At 34.4% G+C, this 26079-nt stretch carries 18 protein-coding genes and 1 pseudogene; 7 read left to right on the forward strand and 12 right to left on the reverse strand.

All coding sequences use genetic code 11. The annotated features are described in order from the left end of the window. The first annotated feature begins 110 nt into the window (after positions 1 to 110). Positions 111 to 2012, forward strand: coding sequence for a T9SS type A sorting domain-containing protein (locus tag T367_RS23755; RefSeq protein ID WP_051568408.1), 1902 nt, complete (start codon positions 111 to 113; stop codon positions 2010 to 2012). On the opposite strand, the gene T367_RS0106730 is transcribed toward T367_RS23755, so the two are convergent. Further along, positions 1993 to 2211: a hypothetical protein gene (locus T367_RS0106730; RefSeq protein ID WP_027419156.1), complete on the reverse strand. Its 219-nt coding sequence runs from the start codon at positions 2209 to 2211 to the stop codon at positions 1993 to 1995. The two genes, T367_RS23755 and T367_RS0106730, sit on opposite strands and share 20 nt — an antisense overlap. 141 nt (positions 2212 to 2352) lie before the next feature. Between T367_RS0106730 and T367_RS0106735 the strand changes: the two genes are divergently transcribed. Both T367_RS0106735 and T367_RS0106740 read left to right on the forward strand, forming a co-directional pair. Then, complete coding sequence (locus T367_RS0106735; RefSeq protein WP_027419157.1) at positions 2353 to 4245, forward strand: MBOAT family O-acyltransferase; 1893 nt, start codon at positions 2353 to 2355, stop codon at positions 4243 to 4245. Further along, positions 4232 to 5320: a hypothetical protein gene (locus T367_RS0106740; RefSeq protein ID WP_157454149.1), complete on the forward strand. Its 1089-nt coding sequence runs from the start codon at positions 4232 to 4234 to the stop codon at positions 5318 to 5320. The genes T367_RS0106735 and T367_RS0106740 overlap by 14 nt, the downstream gene beginning before the upstream one ends. A gap of 136 nt (positions 5321 to 5456) precedes the next feature. On the opposite strand, the gene T367_RS0106745 is transcribed toward T367_RS0106740, so the two are convergent. Next, on the reverse strand, positions 5457 to 6146 hold the full coding sequence (locus T367_RS0106745) for a hypothetical protein (protein ID WP_027419159.1): 690 nt from the start codon (positions 6144 to 6146) through the stop codon (positions 5457 to 5459). 213 nt (positions 6147 to 6359) lie between these two features. Between T367_RS0106745 and T367_RS0106750 the strand changes: the two genes are divergently transcribed. After that, complete coding sequence (locus tag T367_RS0106750) at positions 6360 to 8003, forward strand: DUF4139 domain-containing protein (RefSeq protein ID WP_084274332.1); 1644 nt, start codon at positions 6360 to 6362, stop codon at positions 8001 to 8003. Between the two features lie 5 nt (positions 8004 to 8008). Here T367_RS0106750 and T367_RS0106755 read toward each other — a convergent pair whose 3' ends face one another. The 7 genes from T367_RS0106755 to T367_RS0106785 form a co-directional block, all read right to left on the reverse strand. Further along, complete coding sequence (locus T367_RS0106755) at positions 8009 to 10111, reverse strand: T9SS type A sorting domain-containing protein (protein ID WP_027419161.1); 2103 nt, start codon at positions 10109 to 10111, stop codon at positions 8009 to 8011. A gap of 109 nt (positions 10112 to 10220) precedes the next feature. Beyond that, positions 10221 to 13709: a caspase family protein gene (locus T367_RS0106760; RefSeq protein WP_027419162.1), complete on the reverse strand. Its 3489-nt coding sequence runs from the start codon at positions 13707 to 13709 to the stop codon at positions 10221 to 10223. 104 nt (positions 13710 to 13813) lie between these two features. Beyond that, the gene (locus T367_RS0106765; RefSeq protein WP_027419163.1) at positions 13814 to 15340 is read right to left on the reverse strand and encodes an ArnT family glycosyltransferase; all 1527 of its coding nucleotides are present in this window, start codon (positions 15338 to 15340) and stop codon (positions 13814 to 13816) included. Between the two features lie 34 nt (positions 15341 to 15374). Then, positions 15375 to 16031, reverse strand: coding sequence for a 3-oxoacid CoA-transferase subunit B (locus T367_RS0106770; RefSeq protein WP_027419164.1), 657 nt, complete (start codon positions 16029 to 16031; stop codon positions 15375 to 15377). Positions 16032 to 16037: 6 nt separating this feature from the next. Continuing rightward, on the reverse strand, positions 16038 to 17897 hold the full coding sequence (locus tag T367_RS0106775) for a hypothetical protein (protein WP_027419165.1): 1860 nt from the start codon (positions 17895 to 17897) through the stop codon (positions 16038 to 16040). 18 nt (positions 17898 to 17915) lie between these two features. Further along, entirely contained in the window at positions 17916 to 18617 is a 702-nt protein-coding gene (locus tag T367_RS0106780) for a CoA transferase subunit A (protein ID WP_027419166.1), read from the reverse strand. Between the two features lie 7 nt (positions 18618 to 18624). After that, positions 18625 to 21042 carry a transglycosylase domain-containing protein gene (locus T367_RS0106785; protein ID WP_051568409.1) on the reverse strand — a complete coding sequence of 806 codons (2418 nt, stop codon included), beginning with the start codon at positions 21040 to 21042 and terminating at the stop codon, positions 18625 to 18627. 224 nt (positions 21043 to 21266) lie between these two features. On the opposite strand from T367_RS0106785, the gene T367_RS0106790 reads away from it, so the two are divergent. Further along, the gene (locus T367_RS0106790; RefSeq protein WP_035842790.1) at positions 21267 to 22376 is read left to right on the forward strand and encodes a mechanosensitive ion channel family protein; all 1110 of its coding nucleotides are present in this window, start codon (positions 21267 to 21269) and stop codon (positions 22374 to 22376) included. Positions 22377 to 22445: 69 nt separating this feature from the next. On the opposite strand, the gene T367_RS0106795 is transcribed toward T367_RS0106790, so the two are convergent. Beyond that, entirely contained in the window at positions 22446 to 23189 is a 744-nt protein-coding gene (locus T367_RS0106795; RefSeq protein WP_027419169.1) for a uroporphyrinogen-III synthase, read from the reverse strand. A 35-nt stretch (positions 23190 to 23224) separates the two neighbouring features. Further along, positions 23225 to 23899: a DUF4271 domain-containing protein gene (locus tag T367_RS0106800; protein WP_027419170.1), complete on the reverse strand. Its 675-nt coding sequence runs from the start codon at positions 23897 to 23899 to the stop codon at positions 23225 to 23227. Positions 23900 to 24021: 122 nt separating this feature from the next. Here T367_RS0106800 and T367_RS0106805 point away from each other — a divergent pair, with 122 nt between their 5' ends. After that, complete coding sequence (locus T367_RS0106805; RefSeq protein WP_027419171.1) at positions 24022 to 25227, forward strand: acyl-CoA dehydrogenase family protein; 1206 nt, start codon at positions 24022 to 24024, stop codon at positions 25225 to 25227. A gap of 327 nt (positions 25228 to 25554) precedes the next feature. Then, on the forward strand, positions 25555 to 25815 hold the full coding sequence (locus T367_RS0106810) for a hypothetical protein (RefSeq protein ID WP_027419172.1): 261 nt from the start codon (positions 25555 to 25557) through the stop codon (positions 25813 to 25815). Between the two features lie 56 nt (positions 25816 to 25871). Here T367_RS0106810 and T367_RS25145 read toward each other — a convergent pair. Continuing rightward, positions 25872 to 26079: pseudogene (locus tag T367_RS25145) on the reverse strand (hypothetical protein); the annotation flags it as partial.

Consider the following 26079-nt stretch of genomic DNA (forward strand, 5'->3'; position numbering starts at 1 on the left):
AAATATTTTCGTGCGTTTAACGAGTAAACAAGTACCTCGATTAAAATGCTGATGCTTAATACCTACATTGTCTCAAATTAAGTTTGTAGAACAATTAAAAAGTATCGGTTGTGAAAGTATTTTTAACGTATTTAGGACTCTTTTTATCTTTAGTAACTTTTGCCCAAGGTGGTCCAGGTGGTATTGGTGATATCAATACATCTAATAGTGTTATTTTATGGTTGAGAGCAGGTGAAGGTAAATCAACTGAAGCTGATGGGTCGAATTTGCAACTTTGGAATGACTTGACAAGTTCGTCACACAATGCAACTCAGGGATCAGTAAGTAAAAGACCAATCTTTAGAGATAATGCATCGGATAATGTGAATACCTTTTCTGCTGTCGAATTTGATGGTACCAATGATCAACTAACGATTTCAAATCATAATGATATTAATTTGGATTCTGACGGTTATGAAGATCGGGTTATTTATATGGTTTTGAAAACCGGAGCAAATGTGTCTGATCAACAATTGATTTATGAAGAAGGCGGAAAGAGCAACGGATTTGTATTTGAAATTGATAACGATAATTTATACTTGAGTTCACACGTCGCTTCAGGTAGACAACATGAATATTTTAGCACCCCAATAAGTTCAGATGAAGTAATTGTAGCCTCTTATTTTTTCGAGAATAGTGCAGATCATTCTGAAGGTTTTGTAAATGGTGTTTCAATAGGGTCTAGTGGTGCTGCGAATAAAATGCCACGTCATTCTGGAGCTATAGCTTTTGGAGGAATCAACGGGCGAACAGTTTTTCATGATGACGCAGTTGGTACAGGTTCAAGTGCCAGTACTGATGCACAATCGTGGGAAGGAGATATGTTTGAGTATGTTGCATTTGATTATATTCCTAATACAGCTCAGAAAATAATAATCGATAATTATTTTGCTGCAAAATATGGTCTAACTACACCTCACGATATTTACAATCAAGATGATGCTATAAATGGTCAGTTTGATTATGACGTAGCAGGTATCGGGCAGGCTTCTGATGGTTCAAATCAATTAGATTCTAAAGGAACAGGAATTGTACGTGTGGATGGAGCAACAGACTTAGATAACGATGAGTTTTTTATCTGGGGTCATGACAATGACGTTTTAGGTGCTTATCATTCTTCGGATTTTCCACCTAGTTTAGAAGGTCGTTGGCATCGTTTATGGAGAGTGACGGAGATGAATCAATCACTTAGCTCAGCTGTAGATGTTGGTGCTGTGAATGTTTCTTTTGACTTGGCGGGTATCGGTGCCGTAGCATCTGATTTACGTCTTCTTGTTGATACGGACAACGATGGATTGTTTGCGGACGAAACACCGATTGCTGGAGCTGTAGATTTAGGTCATGAAATATTTGAATTTCCAGGTGTTACTGAAATTGGAAACAATATGCGTTTTACATTGGGTACAATCGATATCATTGGAACACCGCTTCCGATAGAATTGGTGAATTTTAATTGTCAACCGACTAAAGATATGCATGTTTTGATGGATTGGGAAACAAAATCTGAATTGAATAATGATTATTTTATTCTAGAAAAATCATTAGACTTAATGAATTGGGAACAAATTACTCAAATTGATGGTCAAGGGAATACAAGTAGTGCAACGAATTATAGTCATGTTGATCGTTCACCTTTCTTAGGTTTGTCTTATTATCGAATAGTTTCTGTTGATTTTGAAGGAGTAAAAGAAATAGAAAAAGTGCAAGCTGTAAATCTTGCAATGGATGATTTGATTCAAGTGTATCCATTACCAGCGCATAGCGGGACGATCAATGTTCAATTAAAAAATGAAATCCAAAGTGGTGTAATGAATCTCGTAAATATGAGAGGACAGGTTATCCAAAGCACAAGTTTTAATAGCGATCAGAATATCCAATTAGAATTTAACGGAACGGCAGGAATCTACTTTTTAGAAGTTATCGTTAACCAAGTTGTGATTGATAGAAAGAAAATTATTTACGCTCAATTTTAGCATTAATTTTCTCGATCTTCTCCTTGTTTCTTTCAATCTCTTTATTGATATATTTTAAATAGGCTTTCTTCTTCGATTTGTCCACTGAATTCGTTTGTTCTACTTTCAAATATTTCCCATAAGATACCAATCCCTTTTTTTGGAACTTTAATAACTTTTTGGAAAGTTTCTCTTTGTCTACTTGTTTGATCGTCGCCATAAATATTGTTTTTTTTTCAAATTACCGATTCATTTAGTATTTTGCAATAATTTTTAGCTAAAATCAAATTAGAATAATTTAGAAAAGAAATTTTAAGCATTGAAGAATCAATATATTGATGCTTATATTCGCCCTTAATTTATGATTTTCACAGATAATTTAAGCTTTTTTCTTGTAGTTTTCTTTATCCTAATTTATAACGGGGTTACTTTTTTTGTAAAAGATAAAAGGGTTGCAAATCTCTTATTGCTTGTCGGAAATGTAGTCATCTTAAATTTGATGGTGACATGGGTTACGCTAATAATTCTCACTGTCTTATCTGGTCTGGTTTATTATGTTGGAAAATGGATTAAAAACAAAAAACAAAAAGGCTTATTAATAGGTTCTATTGTCGTTCTAATTGGGTTATTTGTACTAAAGAATTATAAAATTGCCGACTTTTCATTATTACAAAGGGTTGGTTTGTCTTATATCCTGTTCAGGTATATTCACTATCTAGTAGAGAGTTATAAACAAACAATTAAAGTCTCACAGCTTACAGCGTTTGTCAATTATATTTTATTCTTTCCAAATTTTATTGCTGGACCGATTGACGATTATGATAATTTCGATTATTGGACCCAACAAAAACGGAACCCTTATCGTTGGTTGATGATAAAAGCCGGAACTTTTCGCCTGGTTGTAGGTGTGATTAAAAAGTTTTTTTTGGTGCCTATTATTCTTCATCACGCTATTGATTTTGCCTTGTTTGATGGATTGGATTATTGGCAATTAGGCCTTTTTTATAGTCTGATATTTTACTCTTTTTACATCTTATTCGATTTCTCGGGCTATTCGGATATAGCGATTGGTACAGCTTACCTAATTGGAATTAAAACACCAGAGAATTTTGATAATCCTTATTATACATTCAATTTGGGCACGTTTTGGCGGAAGTGGCACATGACTTTTTCTAATTTCCTGTTTAAATACCTCTTCAAACCAATTGTTACTTATTTGTCTGCTAATTTCAAAAAGTCTCCGCGTTTATTGATCTTTGGAATTGGTTATTTAATCACTTTTATTCTTTGTGGAATCTGGCATGGAAACACAATGAACTTTATTTATTGGGGGCTATGGCACGGAGTAGGGTTGATTATTTTCAAACTTTGGGAGACCAAAATATTTAAACAATTCATTCAAAATAAATGGAATAAGAGTGCCCGCCTTTTATATAATTCTTGCGCATTATTATTTACTTTTATTTTCGTTTCAATTGGTTGGTTTTTCTTCAATTATCAAACGAGTGAAATCAAATCTATCGTGAGTAATGTTGCCAATTTTAATGAGAATAAATTGACTGTAGAAACGGTTAGTATTGCCGGTGAATTTGCTTATAAAATTTATTTTGAGGATGAAGGTAGTGATGCCATTGAAATTCGTTTAAGATCTGAAGGTGTTGACAAAGTATATACTTATGATAATATTCCCGTTAGTGAAAATAAGCTGTATTACCTTTATTTGCAATTGCCAATTAAAGCGCTAAAAACAATCGAAGTGCGTGGAGTGCACTCCACGAATCAATCCAACTGGAATACCTATGTACTCTATCCGAATATTGGTAATTTAAAACTTTCACCGATTGAGAAAGTCGTGTTTCAAAAGGAAACTTACATGACTAAAATAGATAAAGTACCATCAACAGCGATAGGTAAATACCTTTATATGCCTTTTGATATGAATGCAGATGTTTTCTCCTTAGAAACTTATTTTATTGATCGGTATGGTTGGGCAATTGAAGCGAAATTCGACAGTTTAACGAATACGATGGTCGATATTAAATATAAGCACGAGGATGGTGAATGGGTGAAATACATCGAAAATGGTGACGCTGAAAAATTGTTTTATCATATGCATGGAGACTATAGTTTTGATGGAGTAGATCGAAATTTAAGACCGGGTGATTATGAGGTCAGGTTGCGCTATAAAGATGATTATAAGAAGAGTGAATGGTTCATAAGCAACATAACAATTCCTGACTATGTTAACGATTAGTAAAATAATTAAACGGAAATATTGGATGGCTTCTGTGAGTGCTTTGGTGCTTATTCTTCTTGTTATTCCTGCATTGATGCTTTTTTACAAGCCTTATTCACCAACTAATATGGTAAAAGATGGACACCTTAAAAGTGGGAAGCATGTCTTTAATAATTTCTTGCAACAAATAAAAGATGAAAATGGCTTGTTAATTCTAGGTACTTCTGAAACAGGGAATATCATGGATGGGGAGAATTATTATCACTTGCTTGATAAAGATAAATCACTCAATCGTAATGTATATCCTTTAGGGGGAGCAGGAAGAAATGCGAATGTTTATTTTCCACTGATTCTTAATAATCCTGAGGCTTTTAAAGATTTACAGATTGTTTTTTATTTGAATCCTACCTATTGGCGACAGGGTTTAAATGAATTTAGTAAGGCCTATTTTGACCGTTATGTAGATAAAGATTTAGTCCGTCATATTAAGGATCGAGCAATTGAAAAGGGGCTGTATGAGAGGTTTCTTTCACCTGTTCAAGGGGTGTCTAAAAGACATGGATTTGAATATGAATTAACGGAACGTATTGAAAGATACAAATCTCTTTATTCGACTAATTTATCAAATTTTATTCAAGGGAAAAATAGGGTAACAACTGATAAAATTGATCTAGATAATTATCTCACTGCTGAGAAAAAGAATGAATTAACAGAAGAGGTCAATCAAGATTATAATGTTTCTCATGAGTTTTTATTGAAGGAGGCAGCCTTCCCAATGATTGATTCAAATTCGACATATCAAGACGAATTATTGATAGCGTTTATACAATTAGCCAAATCAGTGGATATTGAGCTTACCATTTATTTAGGGCCTTATAATGCTGTATATTGTAAGAAAATGAATCCTGAATTAATTGATAGTTATGAAGATGAAATCAGACATATTAAATCAATTTTAACAAGTGAAGCTGTTCCTTATATTGACGGAACTGATTTATCTTATATCACAGGTACTTTTAATGATGTGCAACATATTTCTAAATATGGGGCGTATCTAACGGCTAAACAAATTCGTGATTATGTCAAAAAATAGATTTCGTTCGTTAAGTATAGTTTTGTTAACGATAGTATTTACAACTATATTAGCTTATCAACTTGCTCAGCAGGATGTTGCGGAAATACCATATATGTATCTCGATTTTTAATCTTGAATTGTTATATCGTGGTGATTATTGAAAGAGGATCGTTTCAGCACCTGAATCCATTGTGTCTAATCCTTCTCCGGAAATATACGAATAGGAATAGACTGCAAATTCCTCCGAGAATGTTCCGAAAGAAGAAAACCAGGTGCCTTCATCGCCTGCAACCCTTGCCAATTCTTCTTCATGAATTAAATTAAAATCTTTATCAACATAATAACAATGTAAGGATTCATTAATCTCGCCCATTTGGTAAGTGATGAAAATATAATTATCATCCTTTTGAGTGTATGAATGCGCATATCCTGAAAAATAACCGATATCCCATACCTTTCCGATAGCGGCGTTTTCACTATTGGTTAACCAAGCATAATCATCTAAATCATTTTCTGTATCGTATATCGTTGTTATAAAGGATGTGTCGGCAGCAAATTCCTCATAATTAGAAGCGATAAATCGCCAGCCAAAATCGATATTTCTTTTAAATGCGAATTTGAATAACCTTAAAAAATCTTCTAAATAAATAAGACTGTCCGTTGGTAAAGCAATGCTCACAACAGGTTCTTTCTTTTTCTGGATGTTTTCTTTTGTCTTCTCTGAAGTGATACTTGGTTTGATAGATGCTGAACTTTGACCACTAGATGATCCAGCTTCGTTCGTGCAGCTTTCAACTGCAAACATTAGAATAAGAGCCAATCCGAAAATTGAAATAAATTTCATTGATAAGTTATTGATTAAATCGACTGTGAAATTAAACTTTTAATCTCATACAATATACTTATTCAATTGTTTAAAGGGTATTTTTCTTGATATTTTAAACCACGCCCCTAATTCGTATTCCACTTTGACTCATTGAAAAAGGACATTGCCTAATTGTTGGTTTTAAAATGGTTAATGAGGATGTATGTTTGATGTCTAGTTAAAATACGACACATGAAAATAGAAAAATTTATAGTCCTCAGTTTCATATTGATCTCACCGTTTTTTGTTCGCGCAACGAATGTTGTGGAATTGAAAACAAAAGTGAATAAAGCAACCGTTTTTACAGAAGGCGCACAATTGTCGAGGGTGCAGAAAATTAGTTTGAAAAAAGGCGAAAACACCATTCGTTTTACTGAATTGGAAAAGGATGTGAACTTAAATTCAATACAATTATTTGGGCTGAACGGGAATGATAATATCTCAGTTGTTTATACACGTTTTACGCACGAAGCGAAAGTTCAACCTACAGTAATTAAGTTAATTGCTGTGATGCAAGACTCTTTGGATGATTTAACGCGCAAAATTTCTTTACGGAGCAATGAAATTCAAAATTTGCAAGGTGAAAAGAACTTGATTTTGGCACATAAAGATGTTGGCCTTAAAACGGAAGAGACAATGGTTAATCGTCTGTCAACGTTGACGAAGTTTTATCGTTTAAGTACCAATGAGATTGATGAATTAATTTATGATTTACAGGTTGAGGTCAATGAATTCAATGGCATAAAGAATGCTGTACAATCGAGGTTTAATCGCCAAGTTGCTAAAAAGATGATGGGTGTAGTTGAGGCTAAAATATATGCTGTTAAAGATATCAGCATGTCTTTTGAATTAAATTATTTGGTCACCAATGTCAACTGGATGCCTTTTTACGAAATTAAATCTGCTGGACTTTCATCGCCTTTAAAGGTGGTTTGTAAAGCTACTATAAACCTGAATACAGGGGTCGATTGGGATAATGTAGAGATGGTGCTTTCAACAAGAAAACCAGAAGTGTTGTGTAGAGTGCCGGAAGTGCATCCTTGGGTTTTACATTTTCAAGAGAGTCACCAGAAATTTGCGCAACAAGATCAGTTTGTCAATAATCAAGCGATCTCCAATTCTTATATTCCTTTGGATGCACCAATGAATGTTTATGAACCTGCAGTGAGTAGTTCGAGTACTAGTGCTTATTTGTCCCGTTTTAAAAACGCAGCACATAAGATGATCAATAAAGAATTTGAAGATGATATCCCTTATACAATTGGAGGCGAAAACGGAATTGCAGTGATGGTTTTAGATGAATTTGATATGCAAGCGGATTATATGTATTATGCCGTTCCAAAATACGACCAGCATGTATATCTTGTTGCGGAAATTGCCGAATGGGAACAGCACGATTTGATTCCTGCCTATGCGAATATATTCTTAGAAGGATCTTATGCGGGTAAGTTATTTATCGACCCTACTTCAATTGATGAAAAATTGACATTGATGTTAGGTAAAGATCCAGATATTTTAGTGGAACGTAAAAAAGTAGATCAGTTTGATGAAAAGCAATTGAATCTTTTGGGCAGTACTTCTACAACTGAAATATCTATTGAGATTAACGTAAAAAGTAAACGTAAAAATGACATCAAATTGGTATTAAAAGACCAAGTTCCAATTTCTAATAACGAAGAAATTGAAGTGAATATAAAAAACATATCTAAAGCTGATAAGGACGATAAAACAGGTGTTTTAACTTGGACGTATGACCTAAAAGCATTGAGTACTGTTCAACATAAAATACAATACGAAGTAAAGAAACCAAAGAATAAGAAGATCTATAATTTCTAAGACTTTTAATGGAGTACAAACTTCTGTGTAGAGATTTGTGCTCCATTCTCACTTTTTGCAGCAATAAAATACAACCCTTTAGCAAAAGCGTTCATGTTAATTTGACTTTGTCCTTGTTGAATGGATTGTTGCCAGATTAATTCGCCCACAGCCGAATAGATTTCAATATTAGTCGCATTGGTTACAGTTATGTTTATATTCCCTTTGGTTGGGTTAGGGTGGATGCGCATGTTTAGTGAGGTTGCATTGTTAACTAGACTAAGCGGACCAGAATTGATACATTCGGTGGTGTCGGGACAACCGTCAACCCGGATGATTGCGGCGTAGTTACCTTCAGTTCGAGGAAAGAAATATTGTTCGGTTTGACCAGGGATTAATTCAAAATCATTATCACAATCTACCCATTTATAATAAATGCGTTCACCTGCTGGATGTGCTTGATACAAACCGCCTTCAAAAGTCAAGCTACCTGGATGATCATAAAAATCTAAATTGATTGATAAAATCTTTTCGCAGCCAAAATATACTATCGTGTCAGAATAGGATCCTGGAACATAATAGGTTTCATCTCCGCTCGGTACCGTATAAGATTCACATGCGGTTAAATTGAGTGTGTCTCGCATTCCGTCTTGGCATAAATTTAGTTTCCATAAAAAATAATCATCGGCTCTTGGAATGCTGGCATAGCCTCCTTCTAAATTAAAATTAGTCTCTGTTTCTTGACATTCTCCATAACATAGCATTTGATCACCTTGTATGTGTATGTCTCTAATGGTTTCATTTCCATATGCCTCAGAGCCATGTGCCCATAATAATTCTCCGTCTGTATTAAATTTTTGAATAAAAAAGTCAGTATTTATACCCCAATCATCAGGTGTTTCAACCATTAGTGTTCCAGCTGTAGGATCAAGATCTGCATCACCATTTTCATAATTCCCTGTTAAATAAATATATCCATCACTATCCTGTTGCATTGCTGATGGAGTGATTGTTGCAGTGCCACCAACGTGGTTGGCCCATACAAAATCACCTTCTTCATCTAGTTTAAGTAGGAACGAATTTGTACCACTACCTGTGTATAAATTATATTCATCGATGCCAGGATCGAAGTCAGCAATGTCTCCGTGAAAACCGTATATATAAACCCCATTTGCATCTGACAAAATACTAATTGGAAACACACCATCAATTTGTTTGGCCCAAATAAAGTTTCCATCACTATCAAGTTTTATTATACACATTGAAGAAGATCTTGATGCGGTCATAGGATAAATCCCATCACCTGGATCTGCATCGATAGTGCCTCGAAAATATGCTGTAGCATAATATTCGTTATCAGCATTTATACTTAAATCAATTATGTTACTCCATCCCGATTCAATTTGGTAAAATGTTTTTACCCAAATAAAATTTCCAACAGGATCTATATTAAGAATAAAGCCAGAATATGATTCACCTCCGGCATCTTTCAAGACTTCATCTGGTCCATTGTCAAAATCAACAACTCCTGTAAATGCACCTGTAATTGAAAGATTGTCATCGTCATTTGCAGTGACACTATGGATCACATCATAATCACTTCCACCATATTTTTGTGCCCAAATAAAATCTCCGTTTTCATCAAGACACCAAACATACCCATCTGGGTAATCGATATCGGATGCTAAAATATAAGTATCATCACTTGGGTCAAAATCAAAATCATCAAGAAAAAAACCACAAATAACCACCCGATCCAGTCCTATTAATTGAAAGTCATAAGCAATTGCTCCGGCATCACCATCTGGAATATCTTGAAGCATTTTAGTCCACAATAAATCACCATTGGGATCATATTTCACAATATAAGTTGTAAGGTTTTCGATTGAGGATATTATATGGATGTCATCACTTAAATCAACATCCGCAGTTCCTTTAATTTTTTCAAGAACATATGTATTTCCCTCAGCATCAACTTCTACAATGTTTGTGTGAGAGTACGACAATAAAGACACTGACTCTTTATTCGCACTTTTAACCCATTCTAAACTCTGTGTATATCCAATTTGAACAGTGAAAATGAGAGCTAAAACGAATAATAGTGATTTATGTAGGGGTAGTATTTTCATAGTTAGACGGTTAGAAAATCAAGTTAGTGAATTCTGTGCATCTAACAATGAAAATCGTGAGGATTTTCAACTGATTATTCAACTAGAAATAACGATTAAATCCAGAATTCTACCAAATTGGGAAGTCTAATTCCATATTCTTAATACGAGAATTAGGAATTTGTCGGCCATGTGACAATGCCGATACTTTATTGACAACATATTCTTGCAATTCAACCAACATGATGGTACCATTTCCATCTAAATCAGCCGTTCTGTTTTTTAAGCCTGTCAATAAGCAGTAAGTGAAGAGTCCATTCTTCCATTCGTCACTTTCCATGGCAAATTCTGCACCACCCGCAGAAGAAATAACCGTAGCTCCTGTACCTTTTCTTAAATCATTAAACAATTCGTTTGACAATCGGGTAGGGGTAGCATTCTCTGTTTTTGTTTCAACACCAGCGCCTACAGCTCTAAATGAAACATCTCCCTCTTCCTCGGCAGGTGTGTCTTCACTAAAAAACACTTCTTCCTTATCAACCTCTCCTGAATGGCAAGTATCCATGATGAGTAGTTTTTTATTCGCTGCTGTTTTTTCTAATACCTTCTCTAATTCGGCATAAGCCAATCCTTTAATACTTGGTTTGGTAAAATCGATAGCATAAGTGCCAAAATAATAATCGAAATTGGCATCTAGTATGCCGTGACCAGCAATAAAAATAATAACAATATCGTCTGGCTGAGCAGCACCTAAAAATGAACTTAATTTTGCAATATTCTCCTTCGTTACTTCACTATCGTATAAGTGTTTGGTATAAACATTGGCATAAATGTTTTCGCGATTTGTGCCCATTAAACTTGATAAATCCTGTCCATCTTTTACAGGGTAATTAAGGTCGTATCTATCATCTTTATAGTCCGCAGTACCAATTGTAACGAGGTATAAATTCTGAGCGGGTTTATCGCCCGATTTTTCAATATAGAAAGTTTGAATTAAACTCTCAAAACCATTTGAGTTTTGACATGAGACTTGAATTTTATTTAGACCATGAATCAATTTTACGTTTTCGGTGATGTTTTTACTTACTCCTGTTACTGCTTTACCATTCGCCCCAAATAATGGAACGTTATTTACCCAAATATTATAAGATTTTAGATTCGTTTTATCTTGACAACTGAACGAAACATCGACTGCTGATGCGCTGGTGATAGCAGGTAAATCATTCGCATTCATTAAGAGGGTAGTAGGAATAGAAGTTAATGAAACGGTTGTGTTTGGTTTGATATTTAATTTATTAATACGTTTTAAATAGGCTCTATTGTATAGGTCAATAAGATCTGTATCAGTGCACCCCATGTTTTTTAAGACTAAATCAGGGCGATTGTAGATAGCATCGAACTGCTCGAAAGGGTACGCTTGATTGCCAATTCTATATGTTACCAAGTCATAACCTTCTTTTGAAACCTTATAATAGTTTTCACTTGTTTTAAAGATGTAATTATCGCCGTTTGCAACCAATAATACATCTTCAACACCTGTTTCAGGGTTGATTAATTTGAATTGACCACTATTAAAAGTGATACCCACCATTCCTTTTGGGTTGATAGAGATGTTTGAGATGTCCTGCGGTTTTACATAGATACTTTTAACAATCTCTTTTGTAAATAAATTTTCAAAATACAATTGATTATCTAGAATCGTTATGGCGTAATCTTCGGCCTTGTTTAAAGGAACAGAATATCCGTTAATTTTTAGTTCTTCGGACATTAATAAGTCGAACGTATTGGTATTGTACTTAACGATGCCTAGCATTGATTTAACCACCATAAACTGACCGTCTTTACTGAAATTTACAAAAGGGCTTTGTACATAGCCTAAATTGTCAGGTAATACATTTTCAAATACAAGAGACCAGTTACTCGTGTTAAAGACATAAGTCTTGCTTGTGTTAAAACAAACAGCTAAGTATTTTCCGTCAGGAGAAAAGGCCAAAGAGTTGGCCTCATACAAGTAGTTAAGATTCGCTTTTGGTCCCGGTGTATATAGTTTTTTTAATATTTTTTTGGATGCTAAATCCATAATAGAAATGGCAGAATCTCCAGCGCCAATTACAGCCAAATATTTTTCGTCGGGAGAACATTGTATTTGATTAATAGATAGTTGATAAGAATATAGTGGTTGTGGTGCTGTTGGTTTACCATTTTCAATATTGTAAAGTCGAATTTCATCTTGCTTTAATTTTGTGATGAGGTAATTACCCTTTGGTGAAAATCTGACAATAGAACTTTCTTTAATTGCTCTCTTTACTAATCCAACACCAATGTCCTTGCCTTGTTCTTTAGCTGCTTCTGAAATTCCACTTAAATCACCGTTTATTACGTCGCCAATTAGATCGCCAAATCGTTTCGCTTTTTTTACTTTCTCATCTACTTTTAATTCTTCATCATTAGGTCGTACCATACCACTAAGATCTCGTGATGGTTTTACCAATTGAAAAGAACCGTATTTTTCAGCTAAATTAAAATCCCAAAAAGTGAGCGTATGATCGTCGCCAAGTGTGATTAATTTATTCTCTGTTGGATGGAAGTCAAACGAATATATTGGATTCACTTCCCCATACATTTCTTTAAAAAGTGTACCTCTTTTAAGGTCCCAAATTTTTACAGTATGCTCATACTTGTTATTCGATGTTTTTAATTTACCTGTTGCAGCAAACGTACTGCCATCAGGACTGATAGAAATTGCCTCAACCTGACTGTTTTCATTTTCTGAAACCGCATTTTTGAATGATTGAATTGATTCGCCTTCAAAATCATATACTTTAATCCCATTGGTTTGATTACTTACAACAATGAAACCTTGTTTGTTATTGATGTCTACTGCGTTAATCGGCAGTGTTGATGCGTTAAAACTAAAGCCGTCGGTTAAATTGTTAACTGGAAAAATTTGAACTTTACCACCGTGAGTGACGGTTAATAATTTTGCTCCATTTTCTATAAATTTAAGGCCTTGAATACTCGTGAAAGCAATTTTTTCTTGTTGTTTAAATTCGTTATACTCGATATCGTAAATCATTACTTGCCCATTTTTACTGCTTGCAGCAAGTAGTTTATCACTCGTAGTAAGATTTGTGATTTCATTATTGATCGAGTAGATAACATTTGATGATTTTATATTAAAAAAGAAACCTTCACTAATTTGACCAGTATCATCACCATAATAAAAGGTCATTGGTTTAGCTTTGTTAAGTGCGAAGGATTTTATTTCATGCTCAACACGTAATGTGTCGACAATCTTCCAACGTTCAATGTCCCAAATTATTAATTGTTTGTTTTTATCAGCACTTATAACCCTCGTTCCTGAGGCGTTAAATGTAAAAGCTGTTGGACGTCCATTATGACCTACCAGTTTACCGATGATCTTGCCACTGTTAAAATCCCAAATTTTTATGATATTACTATTGTTATCTGCCGAAGCGATCAATTGACCATTTGGACTATGTGAAAGCAGAGTGACTGCTCCTTGAATCTTTTCTTGTGTGATAATTTCAATTTCCTGACTATTGGCAATATTTACCAATAAAATAATATTTAATATAACCAGTAATTGTTTTAACATAGTTGTAGTGTAATTGTTTTACAAAAATAAAGATACAAATTAAAGGTTATTTAGAGGATATAACAATAATTAGTTCAAGTTATTAAATGAAAAATATAGATTTTTTAATCTAAAAGATGGTACAAGAATAAATGGTTTGTATCTGCTATTAATTTCATGCTAACATCAGTCAGTAAAAGTGAGTCTTGATGGTTGAGGGTTTGGTCGTTTAATATAAGGTAATTGGCCCCTAAATTTTTTATCATAGGAATAGTGTACTTGACATATTCGGTTTGATAGCCCGACCAACCTTTTCTATTCATTAATGACAACGCGTAATTCGGTGATTTATCCGAGAAAGCAATGATTAAAGTGTCTTTGGTTATGCCATTTTTATTCAAGAAATGATCTAAATTGGTATAAGTTGAAAAATGCCAACTTGGCGTAATGAATGGATCATTTATTCGGAACCTACGGATATTAGAAGCATAACTGGTATGGAAATACATTGTTGTTAATAATCCGATACCAACTAAAGAAGGGATTGTAGAATTCCACCATTTTTTTTCGCTAAACTTTTGGATGAAAGCAGTTAATATTAGTGGCATTAAAAACAATACAGGCCAAACGTAATAATCGTGGTTTTTAATCATTACGAAGAATAAAATAGTGAATATTAGTGTCCCGAGAATTGATAAGCTCACGAAAGCGAGTGTCAAAGGTTTCTCTTTTGGTTTAAGGATAAAGTAGAGTAGTGTAACCAATATACAGACAATCCCAAACGCAGCTGAGATATAGCCCGGTAACCAAATGTTAATGAAGTAGAGTTTTAACGTCGCAATCTCTTCGGGTGCAATTTTCCATAGCGGTTGTAATGTTGATAGAAAACAATCACAATCAACGGATCTATTATACCAAGTCATATAATAAAACCAGGTTAAAATAAAGAGGGCTGGAATGAAATAAATACCATCTTTAATATTGATTTTTTTCTCCTTGATTCTAATGAATAAATAGATGCATAAAAAAGCAATATATGGAATGAGGAAAAAGGGTTTAATCATGCCCGCCCATGAGATGAAGAATAAGGAGAAATAAAGTAAATGTTTTTTGTTTTCGTTGTGCGATCTGAGTAAAAAATACAATCCGATTAGTACAAAATGAAAGGCGATAGGATCGGGTAAGAACTCGACGAGATAAACTGAATAAATTGGCAATAAGAAGGGGGACAAGGCTATTATAAAGCTGTATATATGACTTTTAGTGAAATGTAGTGCGATTTTAAAGAGAGAAAATAGACCGAAAAAACTAACAATTATCCAATTGATTTTGGCGACAATAATATGGTCGCCGAATATCGTTTTTTGGATCGCAATCAAATAATAGAAAAGCGGAAATTCCCCGACAGCCTTCCCTTGAGAAGTCATCTGATTAAAATAAAGGGAGAAATCAAAAAAGTTGAGCCCGTTATTATAATAGTTTAATATTTGCGCATAAGTATCTGATTTACGCCAATAATGATACCCACTAATCAGTTCACTATTTAAACCTCTATTTATTTGAAGAGCAACAAAAAAAAGCCAATATAATAAAGCGAATAGTACAAAAGTGATCCATTTATACTTTATAAGAAAACGAGTTACCTTATCCATTTATTTGGCCTTAATGCCGAATGATTCAGTAAAACTAGAATTGCATTTCAGGAACGTTCGCTGGAACTTCCATTTCGCCTTCAGTAGCGGCAATTATTTCTTCAACACTTACACCTGGAGCACGCTCAATTAAATGGAACTTACCATTTTTAATTTCTAACACTGCTAAATTCGTAACGATGCGTGTTACACAACCAACACCTGTTAATGGCAAGCTACATTTCTTTAGCAATTTAGATTCACCTTTTTTATTGGTGTGCATCATTGCAACAATGATATTTTCTGCTGAAGCAACTAAATCCATGGCACCACCCATGCCTTTGACCATTCTACCTGGGATTTTCCAATTGGCAATGTCACCGTTTTGTGCAACTTCCATTGCTCCTAATACGGTTAATTGAACGTGTTTTCCTCGAATCATTGCAAAAGATGTAGCAGAATCAAAAATAACACCACCATCCATGATCGTCACAGTTTGTTTACCTGCATTAATTAGATCTGCATCCTCTTCACCTTCAAAAGGGTAAGGGCCCATACCTAATAATCCATTTTCAGATTGAAACTCAACCTCAATACCTTGAGGAACATAATTGGCAACTAATGTTGGAATGCCTATGCCTAAATTTACATACCACCCATTTTGTAATTCTTGTGCAATTCTTTGTGCAATTTGTATTTTATCTAAAGCCATAATGATTTAATATTGATTCGGAAAATCTCGTTTCAGTTCATAAAGATAGCACTTTCCATTGGGAATAGAAAAGGAAGTTTTCTCAATATTCCAAATGTAAAATTTTAATACGCGTGCATCTTCTGTGATATTGTGTAATAATGTGCCTTGTAAGAGGTTGTTTAAAGTTCCATCCCAATCTTTGCGCAACCAGTCTAATGCTATATATTCGCTGTAAATTGGCTTGCCATCTGAATCAAAAACTGTTGCAGAAAGCCACGAGATGAAAGGTTTTATTTTTGCATCTAATGTCATCTCCGCGCCTAGGTATAGGGTTTTGTTCGTTAAGCTGTCGATATCTATTTCTAAAATATTGTAAAATTCATCCTCAATAAATCCGGCAGTTGGGTTGATGTCGGCAGAATAGATTAATTTCTTTGGTAATTTTTCTTTGCGTTCGAATAAGGTGAGATCGGCAATTGGATCAGCTTTAACCGGTTTATAAAAATCGAATAAAATCGAATCTTCAATTCTACCATCTCTTACCAATTGAAAATCGGCGTCTAAAGCAATATGATAATTGGTATGTAATTTAGACTGTAAACCTCCCTTTAAAGCTGATAAATAATACCAGCAAAACTCTTGTGTTTTATACCCTCCAACAGTATTCGGGAATTTAAAATTATTTGGAGTATTAGCTACATATTCAAACAATTCAGGAGATGTTCTATCTTGACTCGTAAAATACGGTTCGTTGGGTTGAGCATTTAATATGGACAAAATAGGAACGTAAAATAAGAGAATGCCTACCCATTTCATTGAAGGTCTTTTTTTGGATATGTCATCTAAAATAAAAGCAAAACTAGGTACATATAAAAAGTAGAGGTACATGGCTGCTCTATCTTCAGGGAAATTTACACCCATTCCGTATGAAAGGAATAGAATTGCGGCAACCGAACTTATCAATAAGAATGAGAAAAAAACGGCAGGTTTAAAAAGGGGGAGTAGTGACTTTTTTGACTTAAATTTATAAAGAATATAGATGCCAAAACAGAGGAATAAAAGTGTGACAAAGCATGCGATTACATAGTTGTAATGGCCTAAATACAAATTAGAAAGAGAGCGTACTGTAAAATCGTAAAATCCTGTATCACCACCATAATAAAGCGCACCTCGTTCTTTCAGTTCAAATGAAAATTTAATTAAGAAGAGAAATGGCAGACTCAGAAGAATTAAAAAGCCTAATTCCTTGATCAATTTTGGTCTTTGGTTGGGTAAATAGGTGATTAATAAAAAGAATCCCAAAATGGAAATTGAAATAACAGCTGGAACAACTAAAGTGAGGTTGGCAGCAGTTGCAAGGAATAAAATGATGATAAAAAGCACAAGATATTTACGCTGTTTGTTTTCAAAGAATTGAATGAAATAGGAGAATGCCAATAAAAATAAGGAGATTGAGAGTCCATATCCACGACATTGCGCTAAGTATTCAAGTAAGTATGGTGAAGAGGTAAGAGCTAGTAATAATGCCCATCGCAATAATTTCGATTGCAACCTACCGGAAATTTGAAAAGCACCGTAGAAAAGCACAATAAAAGATAAGACATTGGGTAACCTCAAAGCTAAAGGTGACATGCCAAATGTTTTATATGAAATTGCCGATAAAAATGAGTTGAGTACATGATTATTTGCATCCCAATGTGCAAATGGCGGCAAGTAATTATCTGTTTGAATATAATAGAAGAAGGTCGCTAATTCGTCATGTAATACAGGTAGATAAGTTGCCTTTATGAACAGGTAAACCCACATTAAGATAAAAAGACTTAATGCAATGATTCTTTCAGCTTTGCTAAAAAGAAGCTTATTGAAGTAACTAGCAAACTTCATCCAAAGAATGCGACTAACCTAAACTTTTGGTTGTGTAGTTCTTTGCTCAATTCTTTTTTCGAATCGTTCTCCTTTGAATACCCGTTGAACAAAAATACCTGGTGTATGAATAAAATTAGGATCTAATTCTCCTGCAGGAACAATTTCTTCAACTTCCGCAATAGTTATTTTTCCTGCCATCGCCATCATTGGATTGAAGTTTCTTGCAGTCGCTTTAAAAATTAGATTTCCAGCAGTATCAGCTTTCCATGCTTTTACAATAGCAAAATCAGCCTCTAAAGCTGACTCTAAAATATGAGGTTTCCCATTAAATACTTTTACTTCTTTACCTTCAGCAACTTCAGTACCATAACCTGCAGGTGTGTAAAAAGCAGGAATTCCTGCACCACCTGCTCTACATCTTTCAGCTAATGAACCTTGGGGAATTAAATCAACTTCTAATTCGCCAGAAAGCATCTGTCTTTCAAATTCATCGTTCTCACCAACATAAGAAGAAATCATTTTTTTGATTTGCTTCTTTTGCAATAATAAACCCAGTCCAAAGTCATCTACTCCAGCATTGTTAGAAATACAAGTTAAATCTTTAACTCCCATTTTTACAAGCTCGGCAATACTATTTTCTGGAATTCCACATAAACCAAAACCACCTAACATCAGAGTGTTTCCATCTACTATTCCTGCTAATGCTTCTTCAACGTTATTGACAACTTTATTCATAATTATTTATTTATAATGAAGGCTCATCAGCCTCAATTGTACAATTAAATATAGTTCTATCGTAATTTGCAGGTGCTTCAAAATCACCTGTTGAGATTTTAATGGATTTATCCTTATAAACTGATTGCATATAATACCCGTAAATAGGTAAAGCCATTCGAGCACCTTGTCCCCAAGGATAACTTCTAAAACGAATGTCTTTGTCATCTGCACCAACCCAGACACCTGTAACTAGATCAGGAGTCAGTCCCATAAACCAACCATCCGCAGCACCGTTTGTTGTTCCCGTTTTACCAGCAGTTGGGTAAGTTATTCCACCATAATCTGACTGACCACGTAATCTACTACTTGTAGCGTATGTGCGTTTTTGATGAACGTTATAAGCCCCCGTTACCGCACCTTTCATCATGTTAATCATGGTGAATGCCATTTCTTCACTCATTGCTTCTTTTGGTTTGGGGTCTAGATCAATAATTACATTTCCATTCCTGTCTTCAACACGCATGACATAAATAGGTTCAATATAAATTCCTTTGTTCGCGAATGTGCTCTGCGCACCAACCATATTATATAAAGAAACATCCATTGGTCCAAGACACATAGCAGGGACTATATCTTCTTGTCTAAGATTAATACCTACATTTTTTAATAATTTTGCCATTGTATTCGGTCCAGCCTTTGCTCCCATATCACTCATGATTGCAACAGTAATATTATTCAAGGATCCAGCTAAACCTGCCGCACAAGTAATTAATTCACCCGTGTTTTTTGTTCCCGTTTTCGGACACCAAGACTTCATTCTATTTGTTCCAATTGGAACATCTATACAATAATCTTTATCACTATATGCTTTACAAGGTTCAATTACTTTTAAGTCAATTGCAGCTGCATAAACAAACGGTTTAATCGTCGATCCAACCTGTCTGGTAGATTGTTTAACATGGTCATAACTGAAATGTTTAAAGTCAGGACTTCCTACCCAAGCTTTTATGAATCCTGTTGTCGGATCCATTGACATCAAACCTGCTTGTAAAATTCCTTTATAGTATTTAATGGAATCATAAGGGGTCATTATTGTATCGAATTCTCCTTGGTAAGAAAAAACACGCATAGCAACCTTAGTATTGAATGCTTTTTCTATGCTTTTTTCTGAAGCGTTATTGGCTTTCATCAATCGATAACGATCAGAGTTTTTAATCGCTCTTGTCATTAATCGCTCAATGCCTTCATCGTCTAAATCATTACTAAATGGCGGTTTTTTATTCCTTGCATTGTTCTTGTCAAACTCTTTTTGCAAAGTCGTTTCCATGTATTTTTGAACAGCTGCTTCAGCATATACCTGCATTCTTGAATCAATTGTAGTGTAGATTCTTAAACCATCACGGTAGATATTGTATGGTTCGCCGTCTGCATTGGTGTATTTATAAGTGCCATCATCATTCGTTTCTTTGAATTTTGCCGTCAACTCTTTTCTTAAAATCTCCCTTAAATGCGGAGCTAAACCTTCTTTATGATCAACAATTTGGTAATCAACTTTAATTGGAATTTGAGTTAATGAATCAAATTGAGCTTGTGTTATCTTAATTGGTAATGCTTCGTTACCAGATTCGCTGTTCTTTAACCATTGGTGAAGAACAGTATTTCTTCTTTGGTAAGCTCTTGTACTGTCTAATTTATATTGTCTTTGTCCTTCTTCTGATTCTTCGTATAATTTATATTGGAATTTCAATGGATTATACATGCCTGGATTCTTACACATGCCAACTAACATAGCAGCTTCTTCCATTTTTAAATCTTTAGGATAGGTATTGAAATAGACTTGTGAAGCAGATGAAATTCCAACAGCGTTGTATAAAAAATCGAAATTATTTAAATACATCGTAATAATTTCTTCTTTCGTATAGTGTTTCTCTAAACGAACAGCCAAAATGTTTTCTCCAAATTTTTGCTCCAATCGACCCCACTTATCTCGAGCAACACCACCATTTAACGAATCGCTTGATGTATATAGTAATTTGGCCAATTGCTGAGGGATTGTACTTGCTCCACCACCTTCTTTGCCCATTGCTGCAAAAGCAAGTGCTCTTCCAATACCTTCAGCATCTACACCTGCGTGTTTATAATAACGCTGATCTTCAGTTGCTATTAATGCTGCGATAACATAAGGTGATATTTGTGTATAATCAACACTCTTTCTATTGACACTCCAAAATCTTCCCATTTCAGCACCGTCTCCAGTGTAGATGATTGAAGCCTGTTTGTCAGGTGGGTTTGCTAACTCCTCATGCGAAGGAATTCCAGGGCGAGCTTTAGCTAGCATAAATATTACAGCAAGCAATGGTAAGAAAGCCCCAATCCAAATTAGAAGTAGAATAATTCGTTTCGTTTTTCGCGAAAGCGTACTGACAGCTTTTTTCTTTTTAGTCATAAAGTATAAACAGAACTGTAAATTTAAAATTTTAAGTTCAATTCGTTAGATCAAATCAACGGAAATCCAGTTTTTTTTATTTTTCAATTGGTAGAATAGATTTTTTATGCCATTCCTGCTATTATTCGTAAGTGAAATTCTGAATCGAGTAATTCGCTGTCAATTGGTATTGTAAGGGCTACTTAATTAATCTTATTACTTTTGAAAATAAAATTAAAAGAAATATGGAATTTTGGGAAAGGTTATATTACGGGAATACAATCTTAGATTATACGATCGCTTTTGGTTATATTTTAGGGGCACTATTGTTGTCTAAATTATTGTATTGGCTGTCGAAATCGATTATTCGAAAAATAACGGCAAGAACAAAGTCAAATCTGGATGATATTATTGTTGATAAAGTTGAAGAACCTGTAGTTTTTGGAATTGTTTTGGGTGTGACTTGGTATGCTCTAAGTCAATTGAATTACCCCGTATCTGCTGAAGAAATTGAAACAGCGAAACAATTAATGGTTTCGCCAGTTTCTGCAACAGAGAGTTTTATCAGCCATTTGTTTAATTTTCTAATTGTTGTCAACATAACATGGCTAATTGCGCGACTGTCTGACGCTTTGATTGAGGAGTATTTAGTTCCTTTGACAGAAAAGACGGAGTCTGATTTGGATGATCAACTTTTACCGATTTTTAGAAAAGGATTACGTATTTTGATTTGGGTGATGGGTATTATTGTTGGTTTAAATAATGCAGGTTATGATGTTGGTGCAGTGATCGCAGGATTGGGAATTGGAGGATTGGCTTTTGCTTTAGCTGCTCAAGATACGGTAAAGAATTTTTTTGGTGGAATAATGATATTTGCAGATAAACCCTTCCAAATTGGTGAACGCATCCAAATTAATGGGATTGATGGTTTTGTAAAAGAGATTGGTATTAGAAGTACAAGAGTTGAGACTTTGGCTGGCAGAATAGTCACTGTACCGAACTCTAAATTCTCTGATGATGCTGTTGAAAACGTGAATAAAGAACCTGCTAGAAAGATTACATTGAATTTAGGGTTAGTCTACGAAACGCCAGCTGCGAAAATGGAGGAGGCGATAGAGATTTTAAAACAAATATCGGCTGAAAATGTAAAATTAATAGATGAGAATGTTTTGGTGTCGTTTAATAATTTCGGTGATTTCTCCCTTGGAATCTTGTTCATTTATTATATCAGAAAAGAAGCGGATATCTTAACTACTCAAACAGTAATGAATCTTGAGATTATGAAAAGGTTTGAAGCCGCTGGTTTAAATATGGCATTTCCTACGCAAACAGTATATCATCAGGCAATTAAATGATGAGTTTAAGACAAAAAAAAGCGGCTTTCCACAAATGGGAAAGCCGCTTTTTTTTGATTCGAAATATAATTATTTCTTAGCTCCTTTAAGGAACTGTTCAATTGCCATAGTCATACTCGGTGCTTGTGGTAATGGAGCATGAATATCTAATCTTAAGTTGTTTTTCTTTACTGCATTTGCAGTGGTCGGTCCAAAAGCGGCAATTTTAGTTGCGTTCTGTTTGAAATCAGGAAAGTTCTTCAATAAAGACTCTATTCCTGAAGGACTGAAGAAAACCAATAAATCGTACATTACATTTTCTAAATCTGAAAGATCAGAAGCAACTGTACGGTATAAAACTAGTTTTGAATATTTGAATTTGTTTTGCTCTAATGTCTCAGGAATTCTTTCTCTTAAAATATCTGAACATGGCAATAAGAAATTCTCGTTCTTATGCTTCTTTAAGACTTCAACTAAATCGTCAATATTTTGCCTACCAAAGAATATTTTTCTTTTTCTGTAAACAACATACTTCTGTAAATAATAAGCCACCGCTTCAGACATACAAAAATACTTCATTGCATCAGGCACTTTAAATCGGGTTTCTTCTGCAATTCTAAAAAAGTGATCAACAGCAGTTTTACTAGTCAATATTACAGCTGTGTGCGACGCCAATTCAACCTTCTGTTCTCTGAACTCTCTGGTTGATACTCCTTCAATTTTAATGAACGGGATGAAATCAATTTTCAATTTATACTTTTCTGCTAAATCGAAATAGGGTGATTTCTCTGATTCTGGTTTTGGCTGCGAAACTAGTATTGTTTTTACGCTCATATGTCCTTCCTCTATTAAGGTTTTTACCTAATTGTTTAAATAGCTATACGAAATATTACACCCAAGGGTAATATTTCGAGCGTGCAAAGGTACAAAATAATATAGAAAACAGAAATATTTGCTTGAATTCCCCGTGTAAAACTCTGTATTTCACGTAAGAGTAAGGCTGCTGAAATGATAATTAGCAGTGTTAAATTAACAATTGAACTATATTCGTTAGTAACATAATGTGTAAAGATTAACAATATGGTTAATATAATTCCCGTAGCTTGATAAAATATAATGTGATTGTAAATGTGTTCTATCACACCTTCACGTGTTTGACTAATTTTAATTGTTGTGAAAATGAGAAAGACTTTAATGATAAAACCAATTAATAGTGCTATTGCAATAAGTAGGATGAAATTTGAATTTATTGGCGGAATTACGTCGTAAATAATAATCGCAAATGCATTGAAATAAGTGAGGGTTAATAAAAGGGAAGAGGGTTTTCGTAAATCTATATTGTCTCGGATGTTATTCGCAATATTCCGATTGTAAACAGCTGCTGAAAAAATAGCGCTGATATATCCTTTGTTGACAGTTCTTACCAAAGCAAAAATTATCAAGTTAAAAGCAATTAATGACCAGAAAACGGGATCGAATTGACTAACAATTCGAACTGAATCTTTTAATTCGTTGCTATTATTGATAAGTTCAATGGCGTCCATGCAGCAAAAATAAACTAATTTAAAATTCTTTTGCCTCGTGTGAATATATTATTCTAACATCAAATACGTTTTATTGTTAAATTCCATACATTTGTGTACTTAAATGAGATAGTATTTAAATTATGGCAACGGATTTATATCAACATCCAGATTATTTTAACATGGATGAACTTTTAACGGAAGAGCATAAACTCATTCGTGAAGCGACAAGAGCATGGGTAAAACAAAATGTTTCCCCTATTATAGAAGATTATTACGAACGTGCTGCATTTCCTGCACATTTAGTAAAAGGACTAGGTGAAATAGGTGCTTTTGGACCGTATATTCCTGAAGAATATGGTGGGCCAGGTTTGGATCAGATTTCTTATGGCTTGATTATGCAGGAGCTTGAAAGATGTGATTCAGGTTTAAGATCTACGTCTTCTGTACAAAGTTCGTTAGTGATGTATCCGATCTGGAAGTATGGTAATGAAGAACAAAAACAACGTTTTTTACCGAAATTGGCTACTGGCGAATTTTTAGGTTGTTTTGGTTTAACTGAACCTGATCACGGGTCGAATCCAGGTGGTATGTTGACCAATTTTAAAGATATGGGTGATCATTATCTTTTAAATGGATCAAAAATGTGGATTTCTAATGCACCTTTATCTGATGTTGCCGTTGTTTGGGCAAAAGATGAGTCGGGTAGAATTCATGGTTTACTAGTTGAGAAAGGAATGGAAGGTTTTACTGCTCCAGAAATGCACGGTAAACATTCATTAAGAGCTTCAATCACTGGAGAATTATTATTCGATAATGTAAAGGTACCAAAGGCAAATTTATTACCAAATAAATCAGGATTGGGAGCGCCACTAGGTTGTCTTGATTCTGCACGATACGGAATTGCTTGGGGTGCTTTAGGTGCTGCAATGGATTGTTATGATCAAGCATTGCGTTATTCTAAAGAACGTACGCAATTTGGTGTTCCAATTGGTGCTTTTCAATTGACTCAAAAGAAATTGGCTGAAATGATTACTGAAATCACGAAAGCTCAATTCTTAACTTTACGTCTAGGTCAATTAAGAAATGAAGGGAAAGCAACTTCTGCTCAAATTTCAATGGCTAAAAGAAATAATGTAGAATTTGCTTTAAAAATTGCGCGTGAATCAAGACAGATTCTTGGAGCAATGGGAATCTCTAATGAGTTTTCAGTAATGCGTCATATGGCAAATCTAGAGTCGGTTGTGACTTACGAAGGAACGCATGATATACACTTATTGATTACCGGAATGGATGTTACTGGAATTCCAGCTTTCACCAGAGATGCACCGGATTTGAGTAAGATGTAATTCAGAAAATATTTAAAAATTATAAGGCGATCCATTGATTTGGGTCGCCTTTTTTTGTTTTAAATTCTTAAGGTTTTTTACACCATTCTTCATTGTTTTTTCCTATTAAAGCTCAGTAGCTTACCAATAATTAATAAGGAATGTTATATTTGAAAAATTATCAACCTAACTTGAGTGCGTTTTTAGCTGATTTCAATAATTTACAACGTTTACGGATATGTTAAGCGGGGTCTCGCTCGTGTAGGGTAAATGAAATGAAAGCAAACTTGTCTCGGCTTTGCCCAGATTGATTTTAGTTGGGTGTTGACACCAATTATGACATGACAAATGAATAAAATAATTCTCGGAATCTTATTTCTTTTAACCGCTACAATAGGATTGGCTCAGGATACAAATGCCCCGAAAAAGAAGATTAGTGAAAGAAAACAATTAAAAAATGCGACCACACAGCAAATTAGCCAATGTTATGAAGGTGCATTACTTGTTAGACTAAAGACTAGAAAACACTCGATTGAAGCATTAAGAAAAATTGGAGAAAATAAGCTTGCTGACAAAAGTAACCGTTGCACAACCCCACAATTCCATTAAAAACTGACTTCATTTTAGCCGTTTTAAGGGCAGTTTACTTTTGGGAACTTCTAATTTTAGTTTAAAATAAGTGGTATTATATCAAGGCTTTTCGCGTTTAGCAGGCCCTTTATTTCAAGAAAAAAGTTGGCAAGTGCTTTTGCCTCACTTTTAGCTAGTTTTTGAGTGAATTTCAGATATTTTTTGAGGTTGTAAGCCATGGCGGCGAGGTGCATAACTTTATTTGCTTGTTTAATACCTATTGTATTCACTTTTCTTAAGCCC

The organism is Crocinitomix catalasitica ATCC 23190 (genome assembly GCF_000621625.1).
Taxonomy (GTDB): Bacteria; Bacteroidota; Bacteroidia; order Flavobacteriales_D; family Crocinitomicaceae; genus Crocinitomix; species Crocinitomix catalasitica.